17 protein-coding genes and 1 riboswitch are annotated in these 23,989 nt (G+C 54.1%); of the genes, 6 read left to right on the top strand and 11 right to left on the bottom strand.

All coding sequences use genetic code 11. The annotated features are described in order from the left end of the window. Positions 1-113: 113 nt before the first annotated feature. From aceB to aceK, 3 genes are read left to right on the top strand one after another with little or no spacing between them, the layout of a single operon-like run. Positions 114-1,712 (top strand): malate synthase A, encoded by a 1,599-nt coding sequence (aceB, locus tag C1N59_RS19495; protein WP_394550106.1) that lies wholly within the window; start codon positions 114-116, stop codon positions 1,710-1,712. Between the two features lie 17 nt (positions 1,713-1,729). Then, positions 1,730-3,031 (top strand): isocitrate lyase, encoded by a 1,302-nt coding sequence (gene aceA / locus C1N59_RS19490; RefSeq protein ID WP_394550105.1) that lies wholly within the window; start codon positions 1,730-1,732, stop codon positions 3,029-3,031. A gap of 58 nt (positions 3,032-3,089) precedes the next feature. After that, positions 3,090-4,910, top strand: coding sequence for a bifunctional isocitrate dehydrogenase kinase/phosphatase (gene aceK, locus C1N59_RS19485; protein WP_394550104.1), 1,821 nt, complete (start codon positions 3,090-3,092; stop codon positions 4,908-4,910). Here the strand turns inward: aceK and uxuR are convergent. From uxuR to C1N59_RS19470, 3 genes are all read right to left on the bottom strand, one after another. Next, on the bottom strand, positions 4,868-5,638 hold the full coding sequence (gene uxuR / locus C1N59_RS19480; protein WP_054634681.1) for a Uxu operon transcriptional regulator: 771 nt from the start codon (positions 5,636-5,638) through the stop codon (positions 4,868-4,870). The two genes, aceK and uxuR, sit on opposite strands and share 43 nt — an antisense overlap. A gap of 207 nt (positions 5,639-5,845) precedes the next feature. Beyond that, on the bottom strand, positions 5,846-7,108 hold the full coding sequence (gene uidC, locus C1N59_RS19475) for a glucuronide uptake porin UidC (RefSeq protein ID WP_394550103.1): 1,263 nt from the start codon (positions 7,106-7,108) through the stop codon (positions 5,846-5,848). A gap of 104 nt (positions 7,109-7,212) precedes the next feature. After that, positions 7,213-8,742 carry an MFS transporter gene (locus tag C1N59_RS19470; RefSeq protein WP_394550102.1) on the bottom strand — a complete coding sequence of 510 codons (1,530 nt, stop codon included), beginning with the start codon at positions 8,740-8,742 and terminating at the stop codon, positions 7,213-7,215. A 586-nt stretch (positions 8,743-9,328) separates the two neighbouring features. Between C1N59_RS19470 and C1N59_RS19465 the strand changes: the two genes are divergently transcribed. Then, on the top strand, positions 9,329-10,507 hold the full coding sequence (locus tag C1N59_RS19465) for a serine hydrolase domain-containing protein (protein ID WP_394550101.1): 1,179 nt from the start codon (positions 9,329-9,331) through the stop codon (positions 10,505-10,507). A 90-nt stretch (positions 10,508-10,597) separates the two neighbouring features. Here the strand turns inward: C1N59_RS19465 and iclR are convergent, their stop codons facing one another. From iclR to pgi, 6 genes are all read right to left on the bottom strand, one after another. Next, positions 10,598-11,428 (bottom strand): glyoxylate bypass operon transcriptional repressor IclR, encoded by an 831-nt coding sequence (gene iclR / locus C1N59_RS19460; protein ID WP_039339083.1) that lies wholly within the window; start codon positions 11,426-11,428, stop codon positions 10,598-10,600. A gap of 359 nt (positions 11,429-11,787) precedes the next feature. Further along, positions 11,788-13,878 (bottom strand): YjbH domain-containing protein, encoded by a 2,091-nt coding sequence (locus C1N59_RS19455; protein ID WP_110268085.1) that lies wholly within the window; start codon positions 13,876-13,878, stop codon positions 11,788-11,790. Continuing rightward, on the bottom strand, positions 13,878-14,621 hold the full coding sequence (locus C1N59_RS19450) for a capsule biosynthesis GfcC family protein (RefSeq protein ID WP_058707819.1): 744 nt from the start codon (positions 14,619-14,621) through the stop codon (positions 13,878-13,880). The genes C1N59_RS19455 and C1N59_RS19450 overlap by 1 nt, the downstream gene beginning before the upstream one ends. Then, entirely contained in the window at positions 14,618-15,265 is a 648-nt protein-coding gene (locus C1N59_RS19445) for a YjbF family lipoprotein (protein WP_006121542.1), read from the bottom strand. Before C1N59_RS19445 ends, C1N59_RS19450 begins: the two co-directional genes overlap by 4 nt. A 192-nt stretch (positions 15,266-15,457) precedes the next feature. Beyond that, positions 15,458-15,703, bottom strand: coding sequence for an exopolysaccharide production protein YjbE (yjbE, locus tag C1N59_RS19440; RefSeq protein ID WP_006121543.1), 246 nt, complete (start codon positions 15,701-15,703; stop codon positions 15,458-15,460). A 558-nt stretch (positions 15,704-16,261) separates the two neighbouring features. Further along, positions 16,262-17,908, bottom strand: a complete 1,647-nt coding sequence (gene pgi / locus C1N59_RS19435; RefSeq protein WP_006121544.1) for a glucose-6-phosphate isomerase — start codon at positions 17,906-17,908, stop codon at positions 16,262-16,264. 399 nt (positions 17,909-18,307) lie between these two features. Further along, a riboswitch (Lysine riboswitch) is annotated at positions 18,308-18,501 on the top strand. A 110-nt stretch (positions 18,502-18,611) separates the two neighbouring features. Between pgi and lysC the strand changes: the two genes are divergently transcribed. After that, on the top strand, positions 18,612-19,964 hold the full coding sequence (lysC, locus tag C1N59_RS19430) for a lysine-sensitive aspartokinase 3 (protein WP_006121545.1): 1,353 nt from the start codon (positions 18,612-18,614) through the stop codon (positions 19,962-19,964). Between the two features lie 115 nt (positions 19,965-20,079). Next, positions 20,080-21,012: a ketopantoate/pantoate/pantothenate transporter PanS gene (panS, locus tag C1N59_RS19425; protein WP_039339079.1), complete on the top strand. Its 933-nt coding sequence runs from the start codon at positions 20,080-20,082 to the stop codon at positions 21,010-21,012. A 39-nt stretch (positions 21,013-21,051) separates the two neighbouring features. Here the strand turns inward: panS and C1N59_RS19420 are convergent, their stop codons facing one another. Both C1N59_RS19420 and C1N59_RS19415 read right to left on the bottom strand, forming a co-directional pair. Beyond that, the gene (locus C1N59_RS19420; protein ID WP_006121547.1) at positions 21,052-22,677 is read right to left on the bottom strand and encodes a Na/Pi cotransporter family protein; all 1,626 of its coding nucleotides are present in this window, start codon (positions 22,675-22,677) and stop codon (positions 21,052-21,054) included. Positions 22,678-23,057: 380 nt separating this feature from the next. Beyond that, the gene (locus C1N59_RS19415) at positions 23,058-23,870 is read right to left on the bottom strand and encodes an alkaline phosphatase family protein (RefSeq protein WP_172913015.1); all 813 of its coding nucleotides are present in this window, start codon (positions 23,868-23,870) and stop codon (positions 23,058-23,060) included. Positions 23,871-23,989: the final 119 nt, after the last annotated feature.

The following is a 23,989-nucleotide window of genomic DNA, read 5'->3' as shown; positions in this document are numbered from 1 at the left end:
AAATAGTTTTTGATTTTAAATTTAAAATACATATGCTCTGATCCTGTAGCTCACTAATCACCCTATTTGTGGATCGACCATGTTGATCTGCCTGTAAACAGGAGAGAGCAAGCATGACAGACTCAGTTATTACCCACGAATTACACTTCCAGAAGCCCTTTTATCATCTTGAAAAACAGCTACTTACTGAAGAATCCGTCGCGTTTTTACAGGATCTGGTTATCCGTTTTGCCCCCCAACGCGATACGTTATTAGCGGCGCGACAGGCACGACAAGAAAAGTACGATGCCGGGTCGTTACCTGATTTCGAAATGGAAACGGCTTCCATCAGAGAGCGAGAATGGACGATTCGCGGTATTCCCTCGGATTTACGGGATCGTCGCGTGGAGATTACCGGACCGCCGGATCGCAAAATGGTAATTAATGCCCTGAATGCGAACGTAAAAGTATTTATGGCTGACTTTGAGGACTCCCTGGCACCGACCTGGGAAAAGCTGATGGAAGGGCAGCAAACCCTGCGTGAAGCCGTGGCTGGCACATTGTCTCATACCAGCGAGACAGGCAAGATCTACCAGCTTCGCGCCGATCCGGCTGTCCTGATGTGTCGGGTACGCGGACTGCATCTGTCAGAGAAACATGTCAGCTGGCAGGGCAATGCCATTCCTGGCGGACTGTTTGATTTTGCACTCTACTTTTTTCATAACGTCACGAATCTCCTGGCGAAAGGTAGCGGTCCCTATTTTTATCTGCCTAAAACGGAAAGCTGGCAGGAAGCGGCCTGGTGGCGAGAGATCTTTAGCTTCGCTGAGGATCGTTTTGATCTGGCGCGAGGCACAATTAAAGCCACAGTCTTAATTGAAACGCTGCCCGCCGTGTTTCAGATGGACGAGATTCTGTGGAATCTGCGCGATCATATCGTAGGCCTGAACTGCGGGCGCTGGGATTACATTTTCAGCTACATCAAAACATTACGGGAACATGAAGATCGGGTTCTCCCTGATCGTCAGTCCGTGACCATGGCTCAGCCTTTTCTGGATGCTTACTCGCGGTTGCTGGTTAAAACGTGTCATCGCCGCGGTGCCTTTGCTATGGGCGGTATGTCAGCGCTTATTCCAAGTAAAGACAGCGCACGTAATCAGTGGGTGTTGCAGCGCGTCAGGGAAGACAAGCAGCGCGAAGCCAGTAACGGACATGATGGCACCTGGATCGCACATCCAGGCCTGGCCGATACCGCAATGGCGGTGTTTAACCAGGCGCTGGGCGATCACCCCAATCAGCTTCATGTTCTGCGCCACGAAGACGCTCCGGTGCAGGCCGAACAGCTTCTGGCGCCCTGCGAAGGCGATCGAACGGAAGCAGGGATGCGCGCCAATATCCGTGTGGCATTGCAATACCTCGAAGCCTGGATTAGCGGCAACGGCTGCGTTCCTATTGACGGCCTGATGGAAGATGCCGCCACCGCCGAAATCGCCCGTACCTCTATCTGGCAATGGATCCATCACAAGAAAACCCTGCGCGATGGGCAGCAGGTCACGGCGTCGCTGTTTCAGCAGTTGCTCAACGATGAGTTGCACACGCTGCAGATGAATCTGGGTGATAAGACGTTCAGTTCAGGTCGTTATGAGGAAGCAGCGCGATTAATGGCGCAAATCACTACCGAAAACGAACTGGTTCCTTTTCTTACTCTGCCGGGCTATCGCCTGCTTCCCTGACATAAGGAGTGGTTGCCATGACACGTACACAACAGATTCAGCAACTCGAACAAGACTGGCAGGAAACACGCTGGCAGGGAATTACCCGCCCTTACAGCGCACAAGATGTTATCTCGCTGCGCGGTTCAGTTCTGCCAGCCTGTACGCTGGCCGAGCGGGGTGCCGGTAAACTCTGGTCATTACTTAATGGCAGCGCGCGCAAAGGTTACGTCAATAGCCTCGGCGCTTTAACCGGCGGTCAGGCATTGCAGCAGGCCAAAGCCGGAATAGAAGCCATATACCTCTCTGGCTGGCAGGTAGCCGCCGATGCCAATCTGGCGGGGCAAATGTATCCCGATCAGTCGCTGTATCCGGTGAACTCGGTGCCTGAGGTTGTCACCCGGATTAATCAGACCTTTCAACGTGCCGATCAGATTCAATGGGCCAACGGCATTGAACCGGGCGACAGCCGCTTTATCGACTATTTTCTGCCCATCGTGGCGGATGCCGAAGCGGGCTTTGGTGGCGTGCTGAATGCCTTTGAACTGATGAAGGCGATGATCAGCGCAGGGGCAGCAGCGGTCCACTTTGAAGATCAACTTGCGGCCGTGAAGAAATGCGGCCACATGGGAGGCAAGGTACTTGTGCCTACCCAGGAGGCCGTACAGAAACTGGTTGCTGCACGCCTGGCCGCCGATGTGATGGGTGTTCCCACCATTCTGCTGGCGCGAACGGATGCCGATGCCGCTGACCTGATCACCTCTGACTGCGATGACTATGACCGTCCGTTTATCCGTGGCGATCGTACCGCGGAAGGCTTCTACCGCACTCATGCCGGCATCGAGCAGGCTATCAGCCGCGGTCTGGCTTATGCGCCTTATGCTGACGTGCTATGGTGTGAAACGTCGACGCCCGACCTGGCGATGGCGCAGCGCTTCGCCGAAGCCATCCATGCCCGCTTTCCCGGTAAACTGCTGGCTTACAACTGTTCGCCTTCGTTTAACTGGAAAAAGAACCTCGACGACAGCACCATCGCGGCCTTTCAGCAGGCGCTCAGTGAGATGGGCTATCGCTTCCAGTTCATTACCCTGGCCGGTATTCACAGCATGTGGTTCAACATGTTCGACCTGGCACAGGCTTATGCTCAGGGCGAAGGCATGCGTCACTATGTTGAAAAAGTCCAGCAACCAGAGTTCGCTGCCCGGGAGCGGGGGTACAGTTTTTCCTCGCATCAGCAGGAAGTGGGCACCGGCTATTTCGATCAGGTCACCACGATTATTCAGGGCGGTCAGTCCTCCGTTACGGCGCTGACCGGATCGACCGAAGAGCATCAGTTTTGAGTGAAGTCTGTGTCTTTCCCGCCCGGTAACGGTGGGCGGGCTTTTTCAGGAGTGGATTATGCCGCCACGTGAATCCCTAATCGCGCACACCATTCTGCAGGGCTTCGATGCGCAGTATGGCCGTTTTCTTGATATTACGGCGGGTGCTCAGCAGCGTTTTGAACAGGCTGAGTGGCTGGCCGTACAGCAGGCTATGAAGGCACGAATTCATCTTTATGACCACCATGTGGCGCTGGTTGCCGATCAACTGCGCGCACTGAACGGGGCGGCGCACTGGGACGATGCTTTTTGGCTGAAGATCAAAAACCACTATGAAACCCTGTTACCCGGTTATCCGCGTTATGAAATTGCTGAAAGCTTTTTCAATTCCGTTTACTGCCGGCTGCATGGTCACCATGCATTACAGCCGGAACGGTTATTTATCTTCAGCTCGCAACCGCCTGCGCCACAACGTCAGGTTTCGCGTCCACTGGCGCGAACCTATCGGCCCAATCGGGGCTGGCAAACACTGCTGCATGAGGTGCTACGCGATGTGCCTTTGACGCTGCCCTGGCAGGATCAGGCGCGCGATGAAGCCTGGATTGTACGCCATTTGCATGAGGCGTTCTCTTCCGCGCAACTGGCACAGGGCTGGCTGGACGTCTGTTGTGAGCTGTTTTACCGCAACAAAACCGCCTGGATCGTGGCTCGCCTGCATCTGCCCGACGCTATCCTGCCATGCCTGTTGCCGGTTCAGCGCAGCGAGCAAGGTGAATTGTGGATCGATACCTGCCTGACGGATGTGAACGAGGCCAGCATCGTGTTCGGCTTCGCCCGCGCGTACTTCATGGTTTATGCCCCATTACCCGGCGCGCTGGTCGCATGGCTGAAGCCTGTCTTACCGGGTAAAACGCTGGCAGAACGTTATATGGCCATCGGCTGCCAGAAACATGGCAAAACGGAAAGCTACCGGGAATATCTGCAGGCGCTGGAGCAAACGGATGCCGCCTTTGAGATTGCGCCAGGCATCCCTGGCATGGTGATGCTGGTCTTTACGCTGCCGGGCTTTGATCGGGTGTTCAAAGTCATCAAAGATCGCTTTGCTCCGCAAAAAGAGGTCACGGAAGAGCAGGTAAGGGCCTGCTATCAGCAGGTTAAAGAACATGACCGTGTGGGACGCATGGCTGACACGCAGGCCTTTGAACAGTTTGCGCTGCCGCTCGCACGCATTACGCCGGCACTGCTGGTGGCATTCCAGAATACGATTGCCGGAAAAATGCGTATTGAAGGCGATCGCCTGATCATCAGTCATCTGTGGCTGGAACGTCGTATGCAGCCGCTTAACCTTTTTCTGGCTGAGGCCAGCGACAGCCAACGTGCTCAGGCCATTGAAGAATATGGCAACGCGATCAAACAACTGGCTGCCGCTAATATCTTTCCCGGTGATATGCTGTTTAAAAATTTTGGCATCACCCGTCATGGACGCGTGGTGTTTTATGACTACGATGAGATTCGCCCGATGCAGGAACTCCATTTCCGTGACGTGCCTGCGGCGCGTTACGAGGAGGACGAGTTAAGCGCCGAGCCCTGGTACAGCGTTGGGCCAGATGATGTTTTTCCTGAAACCTTTCGTTATGCCCTGTGCAGTGAGCCGAAAGTCGGTGCGCTGCTCCAGCAACGGCATCCGGAAATTTTTGACGCGGGCTGGTGGCGCGCCCAGCAGCGGCGCATTGCGCAGGGGCATATTGAGGATGTTATTGCCTGGCAGCCCGCCCAGCGCTTCTGTGTGCGCTATGGCAGCAGGCTTGCACCGCGGCATAAAATCCCAGAGCACCCCGACCAGGAACGGGAACCGCTTCAGCCGTCACTCTTTGCCAGCGGCCAGGAGTCAAACAGATAACCATCAAAGTCGAGATCGTCCACGTTGGAAAATTCCAGTAAACGCTGCTTCACATTTTCCAGATGCTGCCACATAGCCAGCTTAGCGGCGCGGGCATCTTTTTTGATCAGCGCGGCAAGAATTTGCCGGTGATCGACCAGCCACGCTTTACGATATTGGGTATCGCCAAGATGACTGTGCAGCTGAATCCACATAGGGTTGTTTTCGCGCCACTGCCATGACTGGCGAAATACGTCGACCAGCATACTGTTATGCGTGGCTTCAGCGATGGCCAGATGAAAGTGCATATCACCTTTTTCCGGGTTTCCCAGCGAACACGAGGTCAGCTCGCGTTCTTCCAGCAGCAAAGCCTGACGCATTTTGATGATGTCCGCCCGTGTCGCCTGCAGGGCGGCAAACTCCGCGATATTGCTTTCCAGCAATTGTCGCGCCTGAAGCTGCTCAAACGGGCCGGCATCGTTGTGAAAGGAGGGATTTGCCTCACTAATACGGCATGAAGAGCTGTGCGCTGTGACGTAAATACCGGCTCCCCGTCTGACTTCGATCAGCCCTTCGATTTCCAGCATAATGAGCGCCTCGCGAACGACGGTGCGGCTGACGTTAAGCATGCCAGCCATTTCACGCTCGGGTGGCAGGCGCCCGCCCGGGCGATAGGGCGTTTCCACAATGCGCTGCCGGATTTTTGCGGCGACTTGCTGATAAGGACGTTGCTGAGAGACAGATCTCATAGTGATGCTCCCGTCAGATACCGTTGCGGCAAAAATTTTACCACCTCACGATCGGGATAACAGGGTTCAGCGCACGTTAAGATAAGCAGGCTGACGCGTTGGCGCGCCGTTTTATTCTTTAATTAACAATAAATTGCGAGAATAATTAAAAGCGGCATCAAGAGATGCCACTTTGGAAACATACAGGCTACTTCATCTGATGATTTGTTACTTCAGCATGAAGTCATATTGCATACCGGCTTTCACATCCCAGTAATTGAGCCGGTCACCCAGTGAGCTACCGGGGCGCTTCTCCCTGGCTCTGTCGGCGGCAATATACATGTTCAGGCCTTTAAACGGGCCCTCTGCAACGTTGTACAGGATCGCGCCCATCAGGCCCACTCCGTTGATTCTGGTATGGCGCTGTTTGTCTTCATAACCGTGAGTAAGAATCGGGCCCAGCATAACGCCGACGTTCGGGGTGAAGAAATATTGCCCGCCAAGCTGAACAGACAGCATGCCTTCTTTATTGCGATCAATACTCAGCGAGTCGGGATAGCCAATATCCGTATAGATAATGCGACCATCAATATCATGGGTAAGCTTACCCACGGCACCAAATAACCGGGCATTCGCAAACGAATAGGTTAATCGCCCGGAAATCAACGCCGTCTCATGGTGATAACTGAGAGGCTTACTCATCCCCTCAACCTGACCATAAAAACCCATCAGCTCCCATTTGAGTGCGCGATCGTCAGCAAAGGCATAGTTTTTTTCGACGATGCTTTGCACCTGAGTCGATACATCTTGTTGATAAGAGGCACCCAGTGAATACCGCGAAGAAGCATCGTGCCAGGATCCCACCAGATAGCCGCGGCTCCGATGGGGATGGTATTTCCCTGTTGTGCTGTTAATCACGCCTTCATCACGCACGCCCGTGGCAGAGTCGACATAATAGAACGCGCGCTTACGCCACATTGACCAAAATTCCAGATTCTCTGTCGCCTCAAAGTGGGCCAGTGCACCTTCAGAAATTGTCTGTATCGTGCGTGACGAATTATCGGCGATCAACGGGATGCGCCAGGGCAGGCTGCCGTAACCATAATCCGTCCCAAACCGCCCGAGCGTCAGGCGAAGATTCTCTGCCGGTTTAAGTTTGACCGCGCCAATGGCCATACCAAAGCTGTCGTGGCCGTCCAGATAATAGCGGGTGCTCCAGCCGGCGTTTGCACCCAGCTTGTACACATAATACGCTCCCGCGCTCACGCCGATGACGTCATTGTAATAGCGCGTATTCACATCAATCAGCCCACCCTGTACCCAGGCGTAAATATGACGATCTGAACCCGCGCTGGGTTTGTCGGCCCGCCGAAAATCGTTTTTCAGACGAATGCGCAGGCTGTCCTCATCGTCATTAATCGCGGCAGCATAAAGCGGAGAGGACGGGAAAAACAGGCTGACAAGCAGAATGCAAAATAGGGCAATTTTCATCACGTATCCATACCGTATGTGAACAGAGCCGGATGACGTCGGGCCGGGCGGTTATCCGCATGCCTTGCGTTTTACCTTTCCTGACCCGCGTCAACCCGACCAGATTAAGGCCGGGTGCATTTATCCTGTTGCCAGACCTGCTCGTAGTCGTAGCCCGTCAGGGCTTTCACGACGTCTTTGGTTTCGGGTGTGCAGTCGGCTTTATCGCCGCCTGCCTTGAGGCGATCAATTTCATTCACCAATACCCGATGCGTTTCGCGTGTCAGTTTAAATTTGAAGGTCATATATAAACTGATCAGTAACAGACCGCCGGTGCCGAAGACCAGGAGCCCGGTAATCGCATTGAGCGCACTTTCCGGTTGAATTAACTGGCCTTTAACAAAATGATTGTGTTCCAGTACCGCACCCACCACCATAATGGCGACGGCCACGGTACTTTTTCGCATCAACGTCATGACGCCAGCAAAAACGCCTTCGCGCCGCTGACGCGTGACCATTTCATCCACATCGGGAATAAAGCTGTAAATATTCCAGGGGATAAAGTAAAGCCCCGCACGGCCAAAACCCAGCAGGACAAAGATGAGCGTGGTCAACCACCATGACGACACTGCCGAATGGCCGATAAACATTAAAATCAGATAACCCAGCACACCTAAAATACACAGGTAGGAAATACGCATGGCGTAGGCGGGCCTGACATTCAGTTTATCCAGCATAAACATGAAAAGCAGCGTGGAAGGAATGGAGACGGACGTCGCAATGGAAAGATAGGCCGACGCGTTGGCCGCATCCAGATTTAAACCGTAGACAACAAAGTAAACGAAGACAGCAATAAAAATATCCAGTGCAGTAAATGAAGAGATATAGATAATTAAATGTTGTCTGAATATTTTTATTTTGAAGGTTGTCATTAACTCGACAAACATATTTTTCAGGTGGCTCAATAATCCGAAGCTGGGACCCGTATTGCGCCGTTCAAACTCTTCCGGGTTCATATCTTTTGACTCCCAGGTACAATACCAGGTAATCAACACCACAATAAAGAACAGGCAGGAAAACATAATACCGGTGTAGGTATAGGTCAGCGCCGAATCCTGGCCAAAATACTGAATCACAATGCCCGGCACCGAAGCGGTCAGGAAGGTTCCTACCTGAGAAAATGTCAGGCGGATGGCGGCCATCCGTGTTCTTTCACCAAAATCATTGGTCATTTCTGCCGCCAGGGTTTCCCACGGTACCAGCACCATGGCAACCAGCAGTTCTACCGCCAGGTAGGTGCCAAGGTAGTACCAGTAGTTCATGTCGCTGACCCAGACCAGCGCGTAAACAAACATCATTGGCGCGCTGATGAGCAGGAAGAAGCGACGGCGACCAAAGCGCTTACCGAGCCGGGTACTGCCGAATTTATCGGTGATATATCCCATCACCGGACTCAGAATGGCATCAATAATACGGGCAATAGCAAAAATTGAGCTGGCTTCCAGCATTGAAAGCCCACAGAACGTCGTATAAAAAAACAGTAACCATGTACCGATTAAAGCCATGGACCCACCGCCAAAAATATCAGTAATGCCATAGCCAATGGCGGTGCCTGTCCCCACTTTTCTGCGCACGGGCTGTGCTAACGTTGTCATAATATTCCCTTAATAAAATCGGAGTGGCGCTCAGACGCATTCAGGTGTCGTATAAGAGTGAAAAAGTAATGCGAACTTTTAAATAAAGCTCTAAAGAATAAACAACGCGGGTGTGTGTTTGCGTTGTCAGTCTTTAATGCAGGTGAGTATTTTTTGTTAAATAAATAGTAATTTTTAACGCCGTTATTTAGCGTGGTAAATTTTGGTTGACCAGAATAATGCCCCGCTCTGTGTTCTCTAAAAGGCGCGCTGTTATTTGTACTGATGCGTTAATACGCGTATTTTCGGCGTAGAGCATGGTAATCATTCTGCCCTTTTAAAAAAAAGAGGTCGGTCACAAATACTATGGATGCCGATAAGGTAGACTCAAATTCCCTATTGGTTGACCAGTTGAAAAGGGGAGAGAGTTATTATGTAAGGCGTGTGTTATTTAATGATGAGATGTTATCTAGTTTAACCATTGTGGTTTGGTTTTTATTTTTCATTATTAAATTATCTAAGTGAATACATTCTTTAAAGATTAAATATTGCCTGAGATTGGATGTTTTATCTTTCTCACTACTTCTGATTAAAAAAGGACTTCATTATGTTTTATTTTACCTCTGGACTCTCTCCTGCCCCGGCAAAGTTCGAAGCCGCAATGGATGCGGTTATTGATCATGCGATTAATAGCCAGCGTGTTGTGGGTACCACAGTGATGGTGGCTCAGGCGGGAAAACTGATTTATCAACGGGCGGCGGGGTGGGCGGACAGAGAGCAAAATAAAGCCATGTCTGTGGATGCGATATACCGTCTTGCGTCACTCACCAAACCCATTGTCAGCCTGACCGCCATGCGCCTGATCGAGCAAGGGGATATCACACTGGACGACGATATCACCCGCTGGCTTCCGGATTTCCGTCCCTGCCTTGAGAACGGTGAGCCAGCCACTATCCGGGTGCGGCATTTGCTGAGCCATATGTCAGGTTTACGCTATCGTTATTCCGCCCCGGCGGATTCGCTTTATCACTCACGCAATGTGTCAGACGGCATCGACTATCAGCCCGGACTCACCCTGGAAGAGAATCTGCAGCGCCTTGCGGGCACCCGGTTACAGTTCCGTCCCGGCACCGGCTGGCGTTATTCCCTGGGCATCGATGTCCTCGGTGAAATCATGGTGCGGGCGACCGGTAAAAGCCTGCCAGAACTGGTGAATCACCATATAACGAGCCCACTGGGGATGGCAGACACGCTGTTTAGCGTCAGAGACGCGTCGCGATTAACCACGGTCTACACGGACGACAACCCGGTGCCTTCAGTCATGCGTGATAATCAGCAGATCCCTTTCGGTGAAGGCGCCGCGATTTTTAGCCCCGGCCGTATTCTCAAACCCGATGCCTGGCCGTGCGGCGGCGGCGGTATGGCAGGAACGGCCCTCGATTTTATGCAAGTGCTGGAAACCGTCCGGCGTGAAGGCGCGCCGCTAATCACGCGTGAAAGTTTTGACTACATGACGCAGGAACACGTGACGGCAAACTGGGCTACGCAGGGGCCGGGATGGGGATTTGGTGTGGGCTGGGCACTGCTGGTGGATCCGGATGCTGCCCTGTCGCCTCAGTCAGCCGGTACGCTGTCGTGGAGTGGAGCGTATGGACACACCTGGTTCGTGGATCGTCAAAACGCGCTGTGCGTGGTCGCCATGACCAATACCACACCGGAGGGGGTGAATGGGCAGTTTCCTGTGATGGTGCGTGATGCCGTTTATAAAGGTTTACTAAACACCTGATATGACAGGCCATCAGCCACTGGCGCGCTGGATCGCGCCAGTGATCTACGCGTCGATTTCCGGACTCGCGCACGGTGCAAAGCCCGTTCCTTAACGACCACTGTAGGCCTGGGTAACCTGGCGCGCTTCCCGAATGACCAGCGCGCCCAGTTCGGTAATGCGATCGTCAGTCATGCGGGCAATTGGACCCGAAATCGACAGCGCGGCAAAAGGCTCGCCGTGTTCGTCATAAATGGGTGCCGCCACGCAACGCAAGCCGAGCGCATGCTCTTCGTCATCGAAAGAAAATCCACGGGTACGTATTTGTGCCAGGTTAGTTTTCAGGCTCTGCGGAGACATCAGCGTATTGGGTGTGTAGTAATGCAGGCCCTTCTGGTGCAGCAGCGCGGTCACTTTGTCGTCGCTGAGATGGGCAAGAAAGGCTTTGCCCGCTCCGGAAGCATGCATGGGCAGCTTGCCGCCGATCGGTGCGGACATGCGCATGAGCTGCGTGCACTGTACCTGGTCAATAATGACCGCCTGGAAGTCGCTCAGGTCCAGCACCGCCAGATTGACCGTTTCGCCCGAACTCTCCATCAGTGAACGTAACACCGGATGCACCAGCGCCAGCAGGTTGCGGCTCTGCAAAAAACTGCTTCCAACCACAAACGCATGCGCGCCGATTGTCCAGAAACCCAGATCGCCCACCTGGCGTACAAAGCCCTGCTGCTGCATTGTGGTCAGCAGACGATGGGTGGTCGAGTTTGGTAAACCCGCCTGTTGTGCCAGTTCGGTAAGTGCCACGCTACCCTGTGAACTGGCGATCAACTCCAGCAACGTCAGCCCCCGTGTCAGTGACTGAACCTGACCGCCAGCCGGAGCGGGAGGTGCCGACGTGCTGCGAGGTTTTTTACCGCGTTTGGCGGCAACAGGCGTAGCCATAGAGTCTCTCCTTTCACATAGTGGAAACCATTTTCGTTTTAATCACCGTAAATGCAAACGCTGGTGCGCTGGTCAGACCTGCTCTCCGTCTCCGCAATCCGCCGGGCCTGGCCGGATGTGAAGGCACACGCTGGAATGAAACCTGTGGGGGTAATTTGTGATGTGGTCAGGCGCGTCAAGGTGAGGCAGATATTTTAGTCATCCTGCCAGCCGCTATGTTGCGGTGGCGCAAAGCCAGCGCGATCGGGTGGAAGATTATGCGGCTGTAAAAACACGTCGGTGAGCGGCGTGGCGCGCGGGCCTTTCAGCTGAGGACGACGCAGACAAAAAAGAAGGCAGCCCGCAGGCTGCCCTCTTTATCAGTTGAACCGCGCATCGCGATCCGAGGTCATGTCATACAGCTGGTACTTGCGTCCCAGCATCTGACCGCCATCGCGGGTGAGCGGAACCCAGTTAATCTGCGCACGGCCACGCGTTGGCGTCACGGTAAACAGATCCATTGGGATGGAAATGTAGAAACCTTTCGTAAAGTCGCCTTCGCCGTACTGCTGAGAGGAGACATTGGTTTTGGTCGCATAGACGCCGACCATGACGCCGCTGTCGAAGCGTTTAGAGACATCCAGCGTGACGCCTTTATCCTTCGCCAGATACTGGCCGATACTGGCCTTAACCAACACATCTTCCGCAAACCACGGCCGCCAGTAACCTGTCAGGTTGCCGGTCGGGGCTTCGTAATGCGTAAACCGCATCATGTCGTTCCAGTCACGCTGGCGCACATAGTTGGCGTCTACGCCCACCGCCCAGTTGCTGTCCACCGGACGATAAAGCACTTCGCCCCCGACACCACCGTACATGGTTTCCAGATAGCCGCCATAGACCTGGCCGTAGAAACCATTGCCCAGATAATCCATGTAGTTAGCCTGCAGATCGTTGACGTAAACGTTGTTCTCAACGTAGTCACGAATATGCGTACGCACGCGGGGCAGGGTGGAATCGGCGGGGGCACCGTTGTAATTGAATTTGTTATAGTTATTTGCCACGTTAGCAAACAGGCTGCCACTGACCAGCAGATGATTGGTCAGCCAGTAATCGACGTTGCCCATGACGCCGACCTGATACAGATAAAAGCTCTCCGGGCCGCCGACAGACTGATTGAGTACCGGAGACAGACCGTAATCCAGGCGATCTTTGCGAATAAACATCCCCTGCTCGGTCTGACCCGGATCGACCGGATTTTTGCGTACCTGCTGCAGAGACTGCTCATGTCCTAACGGGTAGCCAGTCAGATCATTACGCAGGCTGGCAACGGACGTTTCTGTCGTCACCTGCGGCATATTGAAGCGCGACTCTGTGACGTTAATCGTATCGATGCCGTCCGGCAGGTTGTTCATGATGATACGATTGGCGCGGTCGACCCCTTCTCGGGTATCGCGATATTTGGTCTGCTCGCCCGATACATACAGCGTATTGCCTTTGGTCTGGATTTTCGGGCCCGTCAGGCCTGCGTCGTACTTCAGCGCAGACAGCTGATTGCCTGTCACCGTGGTCTCCAGCAATTTCGGCTGCGGATGCGGATCATAGGCCGGTTTAGGGCTGTCGATATGATCCTGATGCATATCGTTAAAGTTAGTCCGGATGGTAAAGCCGAACATAAAGGTATTGCCGCGCTCATAGCTGGCATTGATATCCGCCCAGTCAGTTACGCGGTAGATCGCACCGACGTTAACTTTACTGCGCTGCGGCAGGCGTCCGGCAAAATCATCTTTATAATCATTGCCTTCATATTCCACTTTCAGGCGCAGCGGCTGCCACGGCGTTTGGTATTCAATACCGCCGAACACGGCAGAAGGGCCGTGAAACATCTGAGAACCGTTAATCGAGCCAGCCTGTCCCACGCCCGGGCGCTGACAGAAGCTGTCGCTGTAAGAGCAGAAGGGGTTGGAAACGGTTCCGCTGTTACCCAGATAGCCCCAGCCAAAGCCCAGCGTAAAGTCAAAGGGCCCCCAGGCTTTGGTGGCGACCAGATATTCACTGTCAAATAAGCCGGTACCGCCAAGATCGCGCGTACCGAACGAGACTTCAGGTAACCAGTATCCTTCCTGCCACAACCGCAGTTTCAGATCGAAGGCTTTATCTTTATAGCTTTGATTACCACTGAAACTCTCTACCGCACTGTAACGTCGTGTCCGCACATCCGTGTAGCGCACAGTCGTTTCCAGCCAGGGGAAAAGCTGTAATGAGGCGGAATAGTAGCGATACTGGTCATTATCGCGGAAGTTAAGGCTGAATTCGCCTTCTCTTGCCATTCGCGCAGTCGGTACCTGCATCAGCCCTACGCCGCCGAAATCAGACTGCGACGGCGTGACGGGCGCCTCATACATTTCCGCCTGCGCCTGGCAGGCGCTTGCTACTGAAACAGCCAACAGGCTGAGAAGATAACGTTTTTTCATCAGTCTGGTATCCGGTGAGTCAGAACAGAAACAAGGCGGCTATTCAGATCGTCAAAGGCGTCTGGCAGGCTCCATGAGGAAAAGCCCACAAAAATAATGCTGCCAGGTTCAGGTTCGACATGGCGATGGTTCCAGTAAGCAATCGGGACGTTCTGCGTCGTTCCGTCTGGCGCAATCACAACCGCGAAATTGCGTTCTGCGCCGGCCAGCCGTGGATGGTCACGCAGGTATTCCCGCACGGACTTGCCCGGTTGCCAGGCTTCGCGTCCGGCTCCGGCAATCGCGCCCAGCAGCAGCACATGATGACTGGGCTGAGTGAGATAGAGATCATAACGCCCGTCCAGGCGGCGGTTGTCTGCTGAATGCAGCCGGATGCGATCAGGATCCAGCGTGACGAACTGACGGCCCGTCACCTTCATGTTGCTGAACTGCCGAATCACCGCGTCAATGGCGGCGGCTTGTTCACCACTGCTGTCGGCCCGCCAGGTACGCAGCGCGGCCAGGGCCTGCTGATACTGCTGCCGGGCCTGGGCTGTCGCTCCCTGCTCAGCAATCACGGCCCGTCGCCAGTCGGTTTGGGCCATTAATGCGGGCTGCGTCACCAACTGCGCCAGATTTTCGACCTGATTGAGCTGCACGCTGGCGGTGTCCTGCGGGGCATGGACGGTAACCTGACCTGCGGCACGGGCACCCAGACTGGTAAGCAGGCTCACGCCTGCCAACAATAGCGTTATTTTTTTCATGATTTCGCCGGCTTCAGAATGGTGATTTCAACAGGGAAGGTATCGGCAGCAAGCATCTGTCGGGATTGCACGACCTGACCGCTGCTGTTATCGATCCAGAACGTGTTTTGCCACTCACGGCCAAGGCTGTCGATACGTAACGCCTCATGCCAGACGCGGCAGGGGATGCGATTTCCGGCAATCGTCAGAACTTCATCATCGCCACGCTCGAAAGTGGAACTGACGGTGGCGCTCTGGAATTTGCCCTGCCCGGTCCACTGCACAATCCGCGTCCAGTGCTGGCCGTTGGTCAGCGACAGGCCTTTCGCCAGCGGATCCTGTTGCAGGTTACTGACGTTCATCAGGTTGTCGGGCAGGCCCAGCGTTTTAATCAGCCTGCCGTGGGCCGTTACCAGCATCGACTGGTCGCGCGTAATCCATTTTTGCTGGCCGTTTTCGTTGTAACCCAGCACGACAAAAATGCGTGGGCCGTCATTAATACGTGCATACAGGCTGGCGTAGGGCAGCGCATCAATTTCCTGAGGCGTGACAGTGACATCTTTTGGCCCTTCGATGGCCATTATCACCGTCTGTTCGAGTCCTTTTTGCGTTTGTGTACAGGCCTGCAGCAGCAGGCAAACGAGCAGCAGCGGAAGTTGGCGCACAATGTGTCCCTGATAAATGATGCCAAAGTAAAAATAACCACACGAATGTGTGGTTATGATTAATGCTCCCATACCTCTGTTCTTTCAGCTGCCGACACGCTGGCATCCTCGTCGCAACACACTCACCTGCGTAAATGCATCACGACTCACACGTTCGCGGCCTTGCTGCAGCCTAAAGAATCAGGGTACCCATCAACGTGTGGTGCCCGTTGTGGTCGTGGTAGTTGTACCCGTATTTGCCCCGTCACCACCGCCAGAAGCGGCAACGCCGAGTCCTACTAACGCGCCGAGCACGCCGATACCTACAGCGGTAGTCGTACCTGCGGAGATTGTCCCCGCCTGTGCGCCTGCTGCGGCACCAGCTTCTTCCGGTGCCGCATAAGCGCTGGAAGAGACGGCGACGAGTAATGCCAGACCGGCAATCATGCGTTTTTTCATAACAACACCTACATTGGTTGAATGAAGGATTGCTATCCAACACATTCGCGAAACAGAATAAACGGTTATCGCAAACCGAAGGACAGACCCATTATGGGCGCGTCCAGTATAGGGCAACAAAATACCAGAGTTGAGTAGTCTTAAAACCTGGTAAATGACGCGTAAAAAAACGGGGCAAATTAAGCGGATTCAGCGTTAACTTATTTTAAATTGGTGGATTTACCGTGAAAGGCCGGATATTTGTCTGTGAGTAAGAGGAAAGCAAAGCGGTTTCTACTTATTTAGTATCTTTTGGTACGGAATGAGAATAATCGGAATTACCTGAATAAGCGTAAAATCCAATCACCTTATAAAACAACAGGTAAGAAGCATTGGCTTACCGTTTTAGATCCGGTTTTTAGTAGGGTGATGCGCTCTGCGCAGCGCGAGGTTCAGAATTGCCGCAGTGCATTTTAAGAATTTTCCAGTCTGCCAGCAGGCTTTTCAGATAAAAAGCAGCGTGCCCGATCGTGATGACAAAAAAAAGGCGGCCGGCAGGCCGCCTCTGTCACTATACGATTAGCGCCATTTCTTGTAGCAGTTAATTAAGGCGTTAGTCGAACTGTCATGACTAGTAATATTACTGTCATCTTCCAGCTCCGGCAGAATACGGTTAGCCAGCTGTTTGCCTAATTCCACGCCCCACTGGTCAAAAGTGAAGATATTCAGAATTGCCCCCTGGGTGAAGATCTTATGCTCGTAGAGCGCAATCAGCGCGCCCAGGCTGAATGGCGTGATTTCGCGCAACAGAATTGAGTTGGTCGGGCGGTTCCCTTCAAACACTTTAAACGGCACGATGTGCGCGACAGATTCCGCCGATTTACCCGCATCAGTAAATTCTTTCTGCACCACTTCGCGTGACTTACCAAATGCCAGCGCTTCGGTCTGAGCAAAGAAATTCGACAGCAGCTTAGGATGGTGATCGGCCAGGGCATTGTGGCTGATGGCAGGTGCAATAAAATCGCAAGGTACCAGTTTGGTGCCCTGGTGAATCAACTGATAAAACGCATGCTGGCCGTTGGTGCCGGGTTCACCCCAGATAATCGGGCCCGTCTGATAGGTCACCGGCTGGCCTGCGCGATCAACGTACTTCCCGTTCGACTCCATATTTCCCTGTTGGAAATAGGCTGCAAAACGGTGCATGTACTGATCGTAAGGCAGGATAGCTTCGGTTTCCGCGCCAAAGAAGTTGTTATACCAGATACCAATCAGCGCCAGCAGAACGGGGATATTCTTTTCGGCTGGCGTGGTAGAGAAGTGCTTATCCATGGCATGCGCGCCACTCAGCAACTGCTCAAAGTTCTCAAAACCAATCGACAGAATAATGGACAGGCCAATGGCCGACCACAGCGAATAGCGGCCGCCGACCCAGTCCCAGAACTCGAACATATTGTCGGTATCGATGCCAAATTCGCCCACGGCTTTAGCATTGGTGGAGAGCGCAGCAAAGTGCTTCGCAACGTGTTGTTGATCGCCGGCCGTTTTCAGGAACCAGTCGCGTGCGCTGTGCGCATTGGTCATGGTTTCCTGGGTGGTAAAGGTTTTTGACGCCACCAGAAACAGCGTGGTTTCGGGGCTGAGGTCTTTCAGCGTTTCGGCGATGTGCGTGCCGTCAACGTTGGACACAAAATGCATGTTCAGGTGGTTTTTGTACGGGCGCAGTGCCTCAGTCACCATAAACGGCCCCAGATCGGAACCGCCGATACCAATGTTCACCACATCGGTGATCGGTTTGCCGGTGTAACCTTTCCAGTCACCGCCAATAATGCGCTCGGAGAAGCTTTTCATTTTCGCCAGCACCGCGTTGACTTCAGGCATCACATCTTTGCCATCCACCTTGATTGGCGTATTGCTGCGGTTGCGCAGGGCGACGTGCAGGACGGCGCGATCCTCCGTCCGGTTAATTTTTTCGCCCGAGAACATGGACGCAATCGCGCCGCTTAAATCGGTTTCTTTTGCCAGGGCCAGCAGTTTATCGAGCGTCTCCTGCGTGATTCGGTTTTTGGAGAAATCTACCAGCATCTGGTCGTCAAAGGTGGCTGAGAATTTAGCAAAACGATCGGCATCCTGGGCAAACAGGTCGGCGATTTTCGCCGTTTTCATCTGTTCATAATGCTCTTGCAGCGCTTTCCAGGCTGCGGTTTGGGTCGGATTGATATTTTTCATGGCAACACTCTTGTTGATATTAAGAACCGTCATTCCATCGGGGTCGCATCGTACCCGGTTAGCATTTCAGTATGACCACAGTTGCAACTGAAAGGAAAAACTTTGTCAGTGCGATGGTGTCAGCGCACGAATACAGCCCGTTTCGCAGTGGATGATGCGGCAATCATTCGGACTGTTTCCATGGGCGAAAGGCTGAAAAGTATGGCGCAACGGCAGCCCACGAACATTGTGCCGCATCAGAATGTGACGACGTTGCTGAAGCCATTTAGCACTGTAGTCGCAGAGATTAGGCAAAATTTGTTATCCGGTGCGCTCTGCATGAAAAATTGTCCCGTGACGGTCATTGACAGCAGGGCCAGAAATCGCTAAATCTATGCGCGCTACTTGCGCACCTGTGCGCAAGCCAGAAGAGGCGCGTCGACCAGGCAGTGTGTTGGAGGAACCGTATCCAGAGATAACACATCAGGGGGAGCGACGCCGAGGTGGTCAACATCACGGTGTGTTGGCTGTCGGCTACAGGGGCTGAATCCCCTGGGTTGTCACCAGAAACGTCCACAGTCGGACGTTTCGCAAGGTGGAGCGCTTCTGGGTGACTCGTCTATTCGATTTTACCCGTTTCTGCTCTTTCCTTGTGCTTAGGCTGAATTACTGTTTCTCATCTCTTAACGGGTGAGGGCAACGTATCCTGACACGAGGTCATACAATGTCTCTGAATCTGAATGTAGCGAAATTTGGCGGTACCAGCGTTGCCGATTTCGATGCCATGAACCGTAGCGCCGATGTGGTGTTGCAGGACAGCAATACCCGGCTGGTGGTGCTTTCTGCCTCTGCAGGCATCACCAATCTGCTGGTCTCCCTTGCCGAAGGTCAGGAGACATCGCAACGCGCGGCGCAGCTCGATGATATCCGCCGCATTCAATATGCCATCATCGATCGCCTGAACAATCCAGACGTTATCCGCGATGAAATCGACCGCATTATCGACAATATCGGCATGCTGTCTGACGCCGCCGCTCTCGCCACCTCCAGCGCCTTAACCGACGAACTGGTCAGCCACGGCGAACTCATGTCGACTCTGCTGTTTGTCGAGATCCTGCGTGAGCGCGGGGTCAATGCGGAATGGTTTGACGTGCGTAAAGTCATGCGCACGAACGATCGCTTTGGCCGTGCGGAGCCTGATGTCGCCGTACTGGCCGAGCAGGTCAGTGTGCAGTTGCAGCCGCGCATTGCCGCCGCTCTGGTGGTCACGCAGGGCTTTATCGGCAGCGAAGAAAAAGGACGTACCACCACGCTGGGCCGCGGCGGCAGTGATTATACGGCCGCCCTGCTGGGTGAAGCATTAAACGCTGCGCGCGTGGATATCTGGACAGACGTGCCGGGCATTTACACCACCGATCCGCGTGTAGTCCCGGCGGCTAAACGTATTGATGAAATCACTTTTGAAGAAGCGGCTGAAATGGCCACTTTTGGTGCCAAAGTTCTGCATCCTGCCACGCTGCTGCCCGCTGTCCGTAGCGACATTCCGGTGTTCGTCGGCTCCAGTAAAGATCCTGCAGCAGGCGGTACGCGCGTGTGCAATGAGACGGCGAATCCGCCGCTGTTCAGAGCGCTGGCGCTACGTCGCAAGCAAACCCTGGTCACGTTGCACAGCCTGAATATGTTGCATACGCCGGGCTTCCTGTCTGAAGTGTTCAATATCCTGGTGCGTCACAACGTGTCGGTGGATCTGATTACCACCTCGGAAGTCAGCGTCGCGTTGACGCTGGATACGACCGGCTCGACTTCAACCGGCGACCATCTGCTGAGCCAGGCGTTGTTAACCGAGCTCTCATCCCTGTGTCGGGTGGAAGTAGAGGAAAACCTGGCGCTGGTGGCCATAATCGGCAATGAACTGTCGAAAGCCTGTGGGGTAGGTAAAGAGGTGTTTGGCGTACTTGAGCCCTTTAACCTGCGCATGATTTGCTACGGAGCCAGCAGCTATAACCTCTGCTTCCTGGTGCCAGGTGACGATGCGGAAAGTGTGGTGCGTACGCTGCACCACAACTTGTTTGAATAAGCGCCGCTGACATCAAAAGAAAGCCGGACCCTGTCCGGCTTTTTACTGACCGGCTGTGATGCCGCCGGACATCATTCCACGCACGTCGCTGATTTTGCTAAAAGGATGTTTGTTGATGCTTGCCACCTTAACCCGTCTGTTCCCCCTGTGGGCCGTCCTGTTGTCTGTCGCGGCTTACTACTCGCCCACCACCTTTCTTGGCATTGGCCCGTGGGTCGCGTATCTGCTGATGCTGATTATGTTCGGTATGGGAGTCACGCTGAATATCAATGATTTCAAACGCGTCTTAACCCGTCCGGCACCGGTGCTTGCAGGTACATTCCTGCACTATCTGGTGATGCCCCTGGCGGCATGGGCGCTGGCAAAACTGTTTAACATGCCGCCCGATCTGGCTGCCGGGATGATTCTGGTGGGCAGCGTTGCCAGTGGAACCGCCTCGAACGTGATGATTTATCTGGCAAAAGGCGATGTGGCGCTCTCGGTGACCATCTCCTCGGTGTCCGCGCTGGTCGGGGTATTTGCCACGCCGCTGCTGACCCGTTTTTATGTGGATACGCATATTCAGGTTGATGTTGCCGGTATGCTGCTGAGCATCATCAGGATCGTCGTGATCCCTATCGGGTTAGGGTTGATCATTCACCACACGTTTAACGGTCTGGTTCGTCGGGTAGAGCCTTATCTTCCCGCTTTTTCAATGGTGTGTATTCTGCTGATCATCAGTGCTGTGGTCGCCGGTAGCCAGAGCTTTATTGCCTCGGTTGGCGTGATGGTGATCGCCGCCGTCATGTTACATAACGCCATTGGTCTGCTCGGCGGTTACTGGGGCGGCAAGCTGTTTGGCTTTGATGAATCCACCTGCCGCACGCTGGCGCTGGAAGTGGGCATGCAGAATTCAGGGCTGGCGGCGACGCTGGGTAAACTGTATTTCTCGCCACTGGCTGCACTGCCGGGGGCGTTGTTTTCCGTCTGGCACAACCTTTCCGGTTCCCTGCTGGCGGGCTACTGGTCCGGTAAGCCCACAGATAAAAAGCCGTCATCCCGTCCCTGAGAGACACAGTGCGAAGGCCAAACGGCCTTCGCACTTTCTTTAGTCATAATCCCGCTCATCGTCAGGCTGCTCCAGAACCGTGTAAGCGACCGCGCAAAACAGCGAGTTCAGACGCTTCATATCGCCCAGCAAGCCCAGGTGCAGCGAACTGGTTTCAATGCTCTGAATGTTCTGCTGATGTAACCGATCAACATGCGAGTGTGAATAGCGGCGTATTTTCAGGCGAAAGCGGTGTTTGGCGCGGCGTAGCCGCTTAGCGCTGGTAACATCGTGAGATAAAAATACCGACAGGCTCAGCCGTAGATTCGCGATAAGCTGCTCATGCAAGGCTTCCAGCTCTTTCAGGCCCTCGGGCGAAAAGGTTCGCCGGGCAGCCAGAGATTTATCGGCGACGTCCCCGCTCATGCGCTCGATAATGTCACCGGCCTGCTCCAGATTCAGCGACATTTCTATGATTTGCCCCCAGCGGCGGGAATCCTCCTCTGATAAATCCTCTTTCGGCATGCGCGCCAGATAGAGTTTGATGGCGGTATACAGGACATCCACATCATCATCCAGCCGCCGTACCGTGCGTTCTGCCCGCGACTCGCCGCGCACCACCTGCAGAAACGTATCCAGCATCTGCTCCAGCACGTCGCCCATACGCAACGCTTCGCGCGCAGCATTCACCAGCGCCAGAGCGGGCGTATCCAGCGCGCTGCTGTCAAGGTGTCTGGGTTTTAGCGTGACGTCACTTTCGGCATCGTCCGCAATCAGTCGACGGCACAGGCGTGCCATCGCATCGGCAAAGGGCACCATGATAATGCAGCGAAACAGGTTGTAGAAAACGTGAAAGAAGATCACCAGCTCTTCGTCATTAACGGGCAGTTTATCCAGCCAGCCCGCTACGGTTTCAACAAAGGGCAGAATTATTACACAGCCCGTCAGCTTAAACAGAAAGCTGCCCATTGCAACGCGTTTACCGGCCGCATTGGATCCGCTGCCGTTAATAACCGCCAGTAAGCCGCTGCCCAGGTTCGCGCCGATTACCAGGCACAGGGCCACCTTGAAGGCGATCACGCCTGTGGCGGTCAGTGTGGCGGTAATCAGCACAGCGGCGAGACTGGAGTAGCTGATAATAGCAAAGACCGCTCCGAGCAGAGCGTCCAGCATTACGTCACCGGTTAAACTGGAAAACAGAACCTGCACGCCAGCCGCCTGGGTAATCGGTCGGGCGGCTTCAACAATCAGCTGTAGCGCCAGCAGAATTAACCCCAGACCTATGCTGGTCCGGCCAAGCTGACCTGCCCGGCTTTGTTTGCGACTCAGGAAGAAAACCACGCCAAAAAAGATAAACAGCGGGGAAAGCCAGGAGAGATCGAATGTCAGGACGCGCGCCATAATGGCCGTACCGACGTCAGCGCCCAGTATCACTACCAGAGCGGGTGTCAGGCTGACAAGATTTTGAGCCACAAACGAGGTAACCAGCAGCGTGGTGGCATTACTGCTTTGCACCAGCATCGTTACGCCGATACCGGCAAGAAACGCCATCGGCTTCTTTTCCACGCTGCGACTGAGCACCCGGCGCAAATCGGCCCCGTAAACGCGCATAATGCCGGAGCGCGTAATGTGCGTGCCCCAGACCAGAAGCGCAACGGCAGACAGTAAGTTAAGCAGGGTTAACACGTAACGTTGCTCCTCAACCATCAGGCTTACGGCATGACAGATTGCCAGCCTGATGGAGAGCGCAATCTGCGAACATGGCTGCCGGACGTTGCGAACTTTTTTCCAGTGTTTTAAATGACCTGCGCAGCGTCGGCCCCTTTAAATGTAGACCACTCTGCGGATACCTCACGACAAATCCGGCTGGCCTCAGGCGGACCTTTCCCGCCGCGCGCGGCCGGTGCGCTTTTTTCTGTGGTCAGTGAAGGGCGTGGCGACAAAGTCAGTACGGCAGGTGATCAGCGGAATAACGGCAACAGAAGTACGGGTTGTGCCGTTCGCCCAACCCGCCAGACCCGGGGCGGCAGTTTACTGTATTTCTGCCGCCAGAAACGGGAAGAGGGTCAGAACGAAACCTGTGCCAGCAGATCGTGATGCACCGGCTTGTCATGAGGAACGCCGAGCAGTGTACACAGCGTGCCGCAGAGATCGGTTTGTTGCAGTTCCAGCCCAGGCTTTAGCGAGAATCCGTCACCAAAGACAAACAGGGGAACGGTCGTTTCCTCCGGCAGCATGCCACCATGTGAGCGGTCGTCGTTCATGCCATGGTCAGCGGTCACCATCACCTGATAGCCTTCTGCCAGCCAGCCAGGCATCCATTGCGACAGGTAACCATCCGCCATGCGTGCCCGGTTACGATACTGGGGCGAGGACAGGCCATGTTGATGACCGGCATAATCGATATTCATCGGATGGATGAGGAGGAAGTCCGGGTTGTGCCGCAACCTCAGGCTCTCGGCATCTTCAAACAGGTGCGAATCGGGGTAACTGTCGTCAACGTAAAAGTGCCCGAACTGGACAGGCAGGGCCGGCGCTTCGGTATGACGATCACGCGCGGGCTCGAAAGGACTGCGGTTGTAAAGTTCACTGATCCAGTGATAAGCCGCTGCGGCGGTGGTCAGGCCCGCATCACGCGCATAGTGAAATACGCTCTGTTCGTGACTCAGGCGGTTTACCCCGTTGTGGATGATTCCACTTTGCACAGGCGCAACACCGGTCAGAATGCATTCATACAGCGGACGCGACAGAGAAGGTAGTGCACAGGTGAGATGATAATAATGCCCTTTACCTTGCGCACATTCTGCGTGCAGATAACCCATCGCATGATGGGCAACGTGATGGCTCAGGCCGTCCAGAATCACCAGAATTGTTTTCATGTTGTCCTCTCTTGCTGCGGCGTCTTCACGCCACAGGGGGCGTTTGTCTGCGTCTCTGACGTCGGGCTGTTTTAACGCCGCCAGCGCAACGCCGTCCGGCCGCATCTTAATAGTTGAGT

The sequence above is a fragment of the Pantoea sp. SGAir0183 genome (assembly GCF_043545505.1).
This window is presented reverse-complemented; position numbering and strand designations above follow the sequence as displayed.

Bases quoted from the DNA above. Each gene is read 5' to 3' on its own strand.
- aceB (WP_394550106.1), top strand. From the start codon at position 114: ATGACAGACTCAGTTATTACCCACGAATTACACTTCCAGAAGCCCTTT.
- aceA (WP_394550105.1), top strand. From the start codon at position 1,730: ATGACACGTACACAACAGATTCAGCAACTCGAACAAGACTGGCAGGAA.
- aceK (WP_394550104.1), top strand. From the start codon at position 3,090: ATGCCGCCACGTGAATCCCTAATCGCGCACACCATTCTGCAGGGCTTC.
- uxuR (WP_054634681.1), bottom strand. From the start codon at position 5,638: ATGAGATCTGTCTCTCAGCAACGTCCTTATCAGCAAGTCGCCGCAAAA.
- uidC (WP_394550103.1), bottom strand. From the start codon at position 7,108: ATGAAAATTGCCCTATTTTGCATTCTGCTTGTCAGCCTGTTTTTCCCG.
- C1N59_RS19470 (WP_394550102.1), bottom strand. From the start codon at position 8,742: ATGACAACGTTAGCACAGCCCGTGCGCAGAAAAGTGGGGACAGGCACC.
- C1N59_RS19465 (WP_394550101.1), top strand. From the start codon at position 9,329: ATGTTTTATTTTACCTCTGGACTCTCTCCTGCCCCGGCAAAGTTCGAA.
- iclR (WP_039339083.1), bottom strand. From the start codon at position 11,428: ATGGCTACGCCTGTTGCCGCCAAACGCGGTAAAAAACCTCGCAGCACG.
- C1N59_RS19455 (WP_110268085.1), bottom strand. From the start codon at position 13,878: ATGAAAAAACGTTATCTTCTCAGCCTGTTGGCTGTTTCAGTAGCAAGC.
- C1N59_RS19450 (WP_058707819.1), bottom strand. From the start codon at position 14,621: ATGAAAAAAATAACGCTATTGTTGGCAGGCGTGAGCCTGCTTACCAGT.
- yjbE (WP_006121543.1), bottom strand. From the start codon at position 15,703: ATGAAAAAACGCATGATTGCCGGTCTGGCATTACTCGTCGCCGTCTCT.
- pgi (WP_006121544.1), bottom strand. From the start codon at position 17,908: ATGAAAAATATCAATCCGACCCAAACCGCAGCCTGGAAAGCGCTGCAA.
- lysC (WP_006121545.1), top strand. From the start codon at position 18,612: ATGTCTCTGAATCTGAATGTAGCGAAATTTGGCGGTACCAGCGTTGCC.
- panS (WP_039339079.1), top strand. From the start codon at position 20,080: ATGCTTGCCACCTTAACCCGTCTGTTCCCCCTGTGGGCCGTCCTGTTG.
- C1N59_RS19415 (WP_172913015.1), bottom strand. From the start codon at position 23,870: ATGAAAACAATTCTGGTGATTCTGGACGGCCTGAGCCATCACGTTGCC.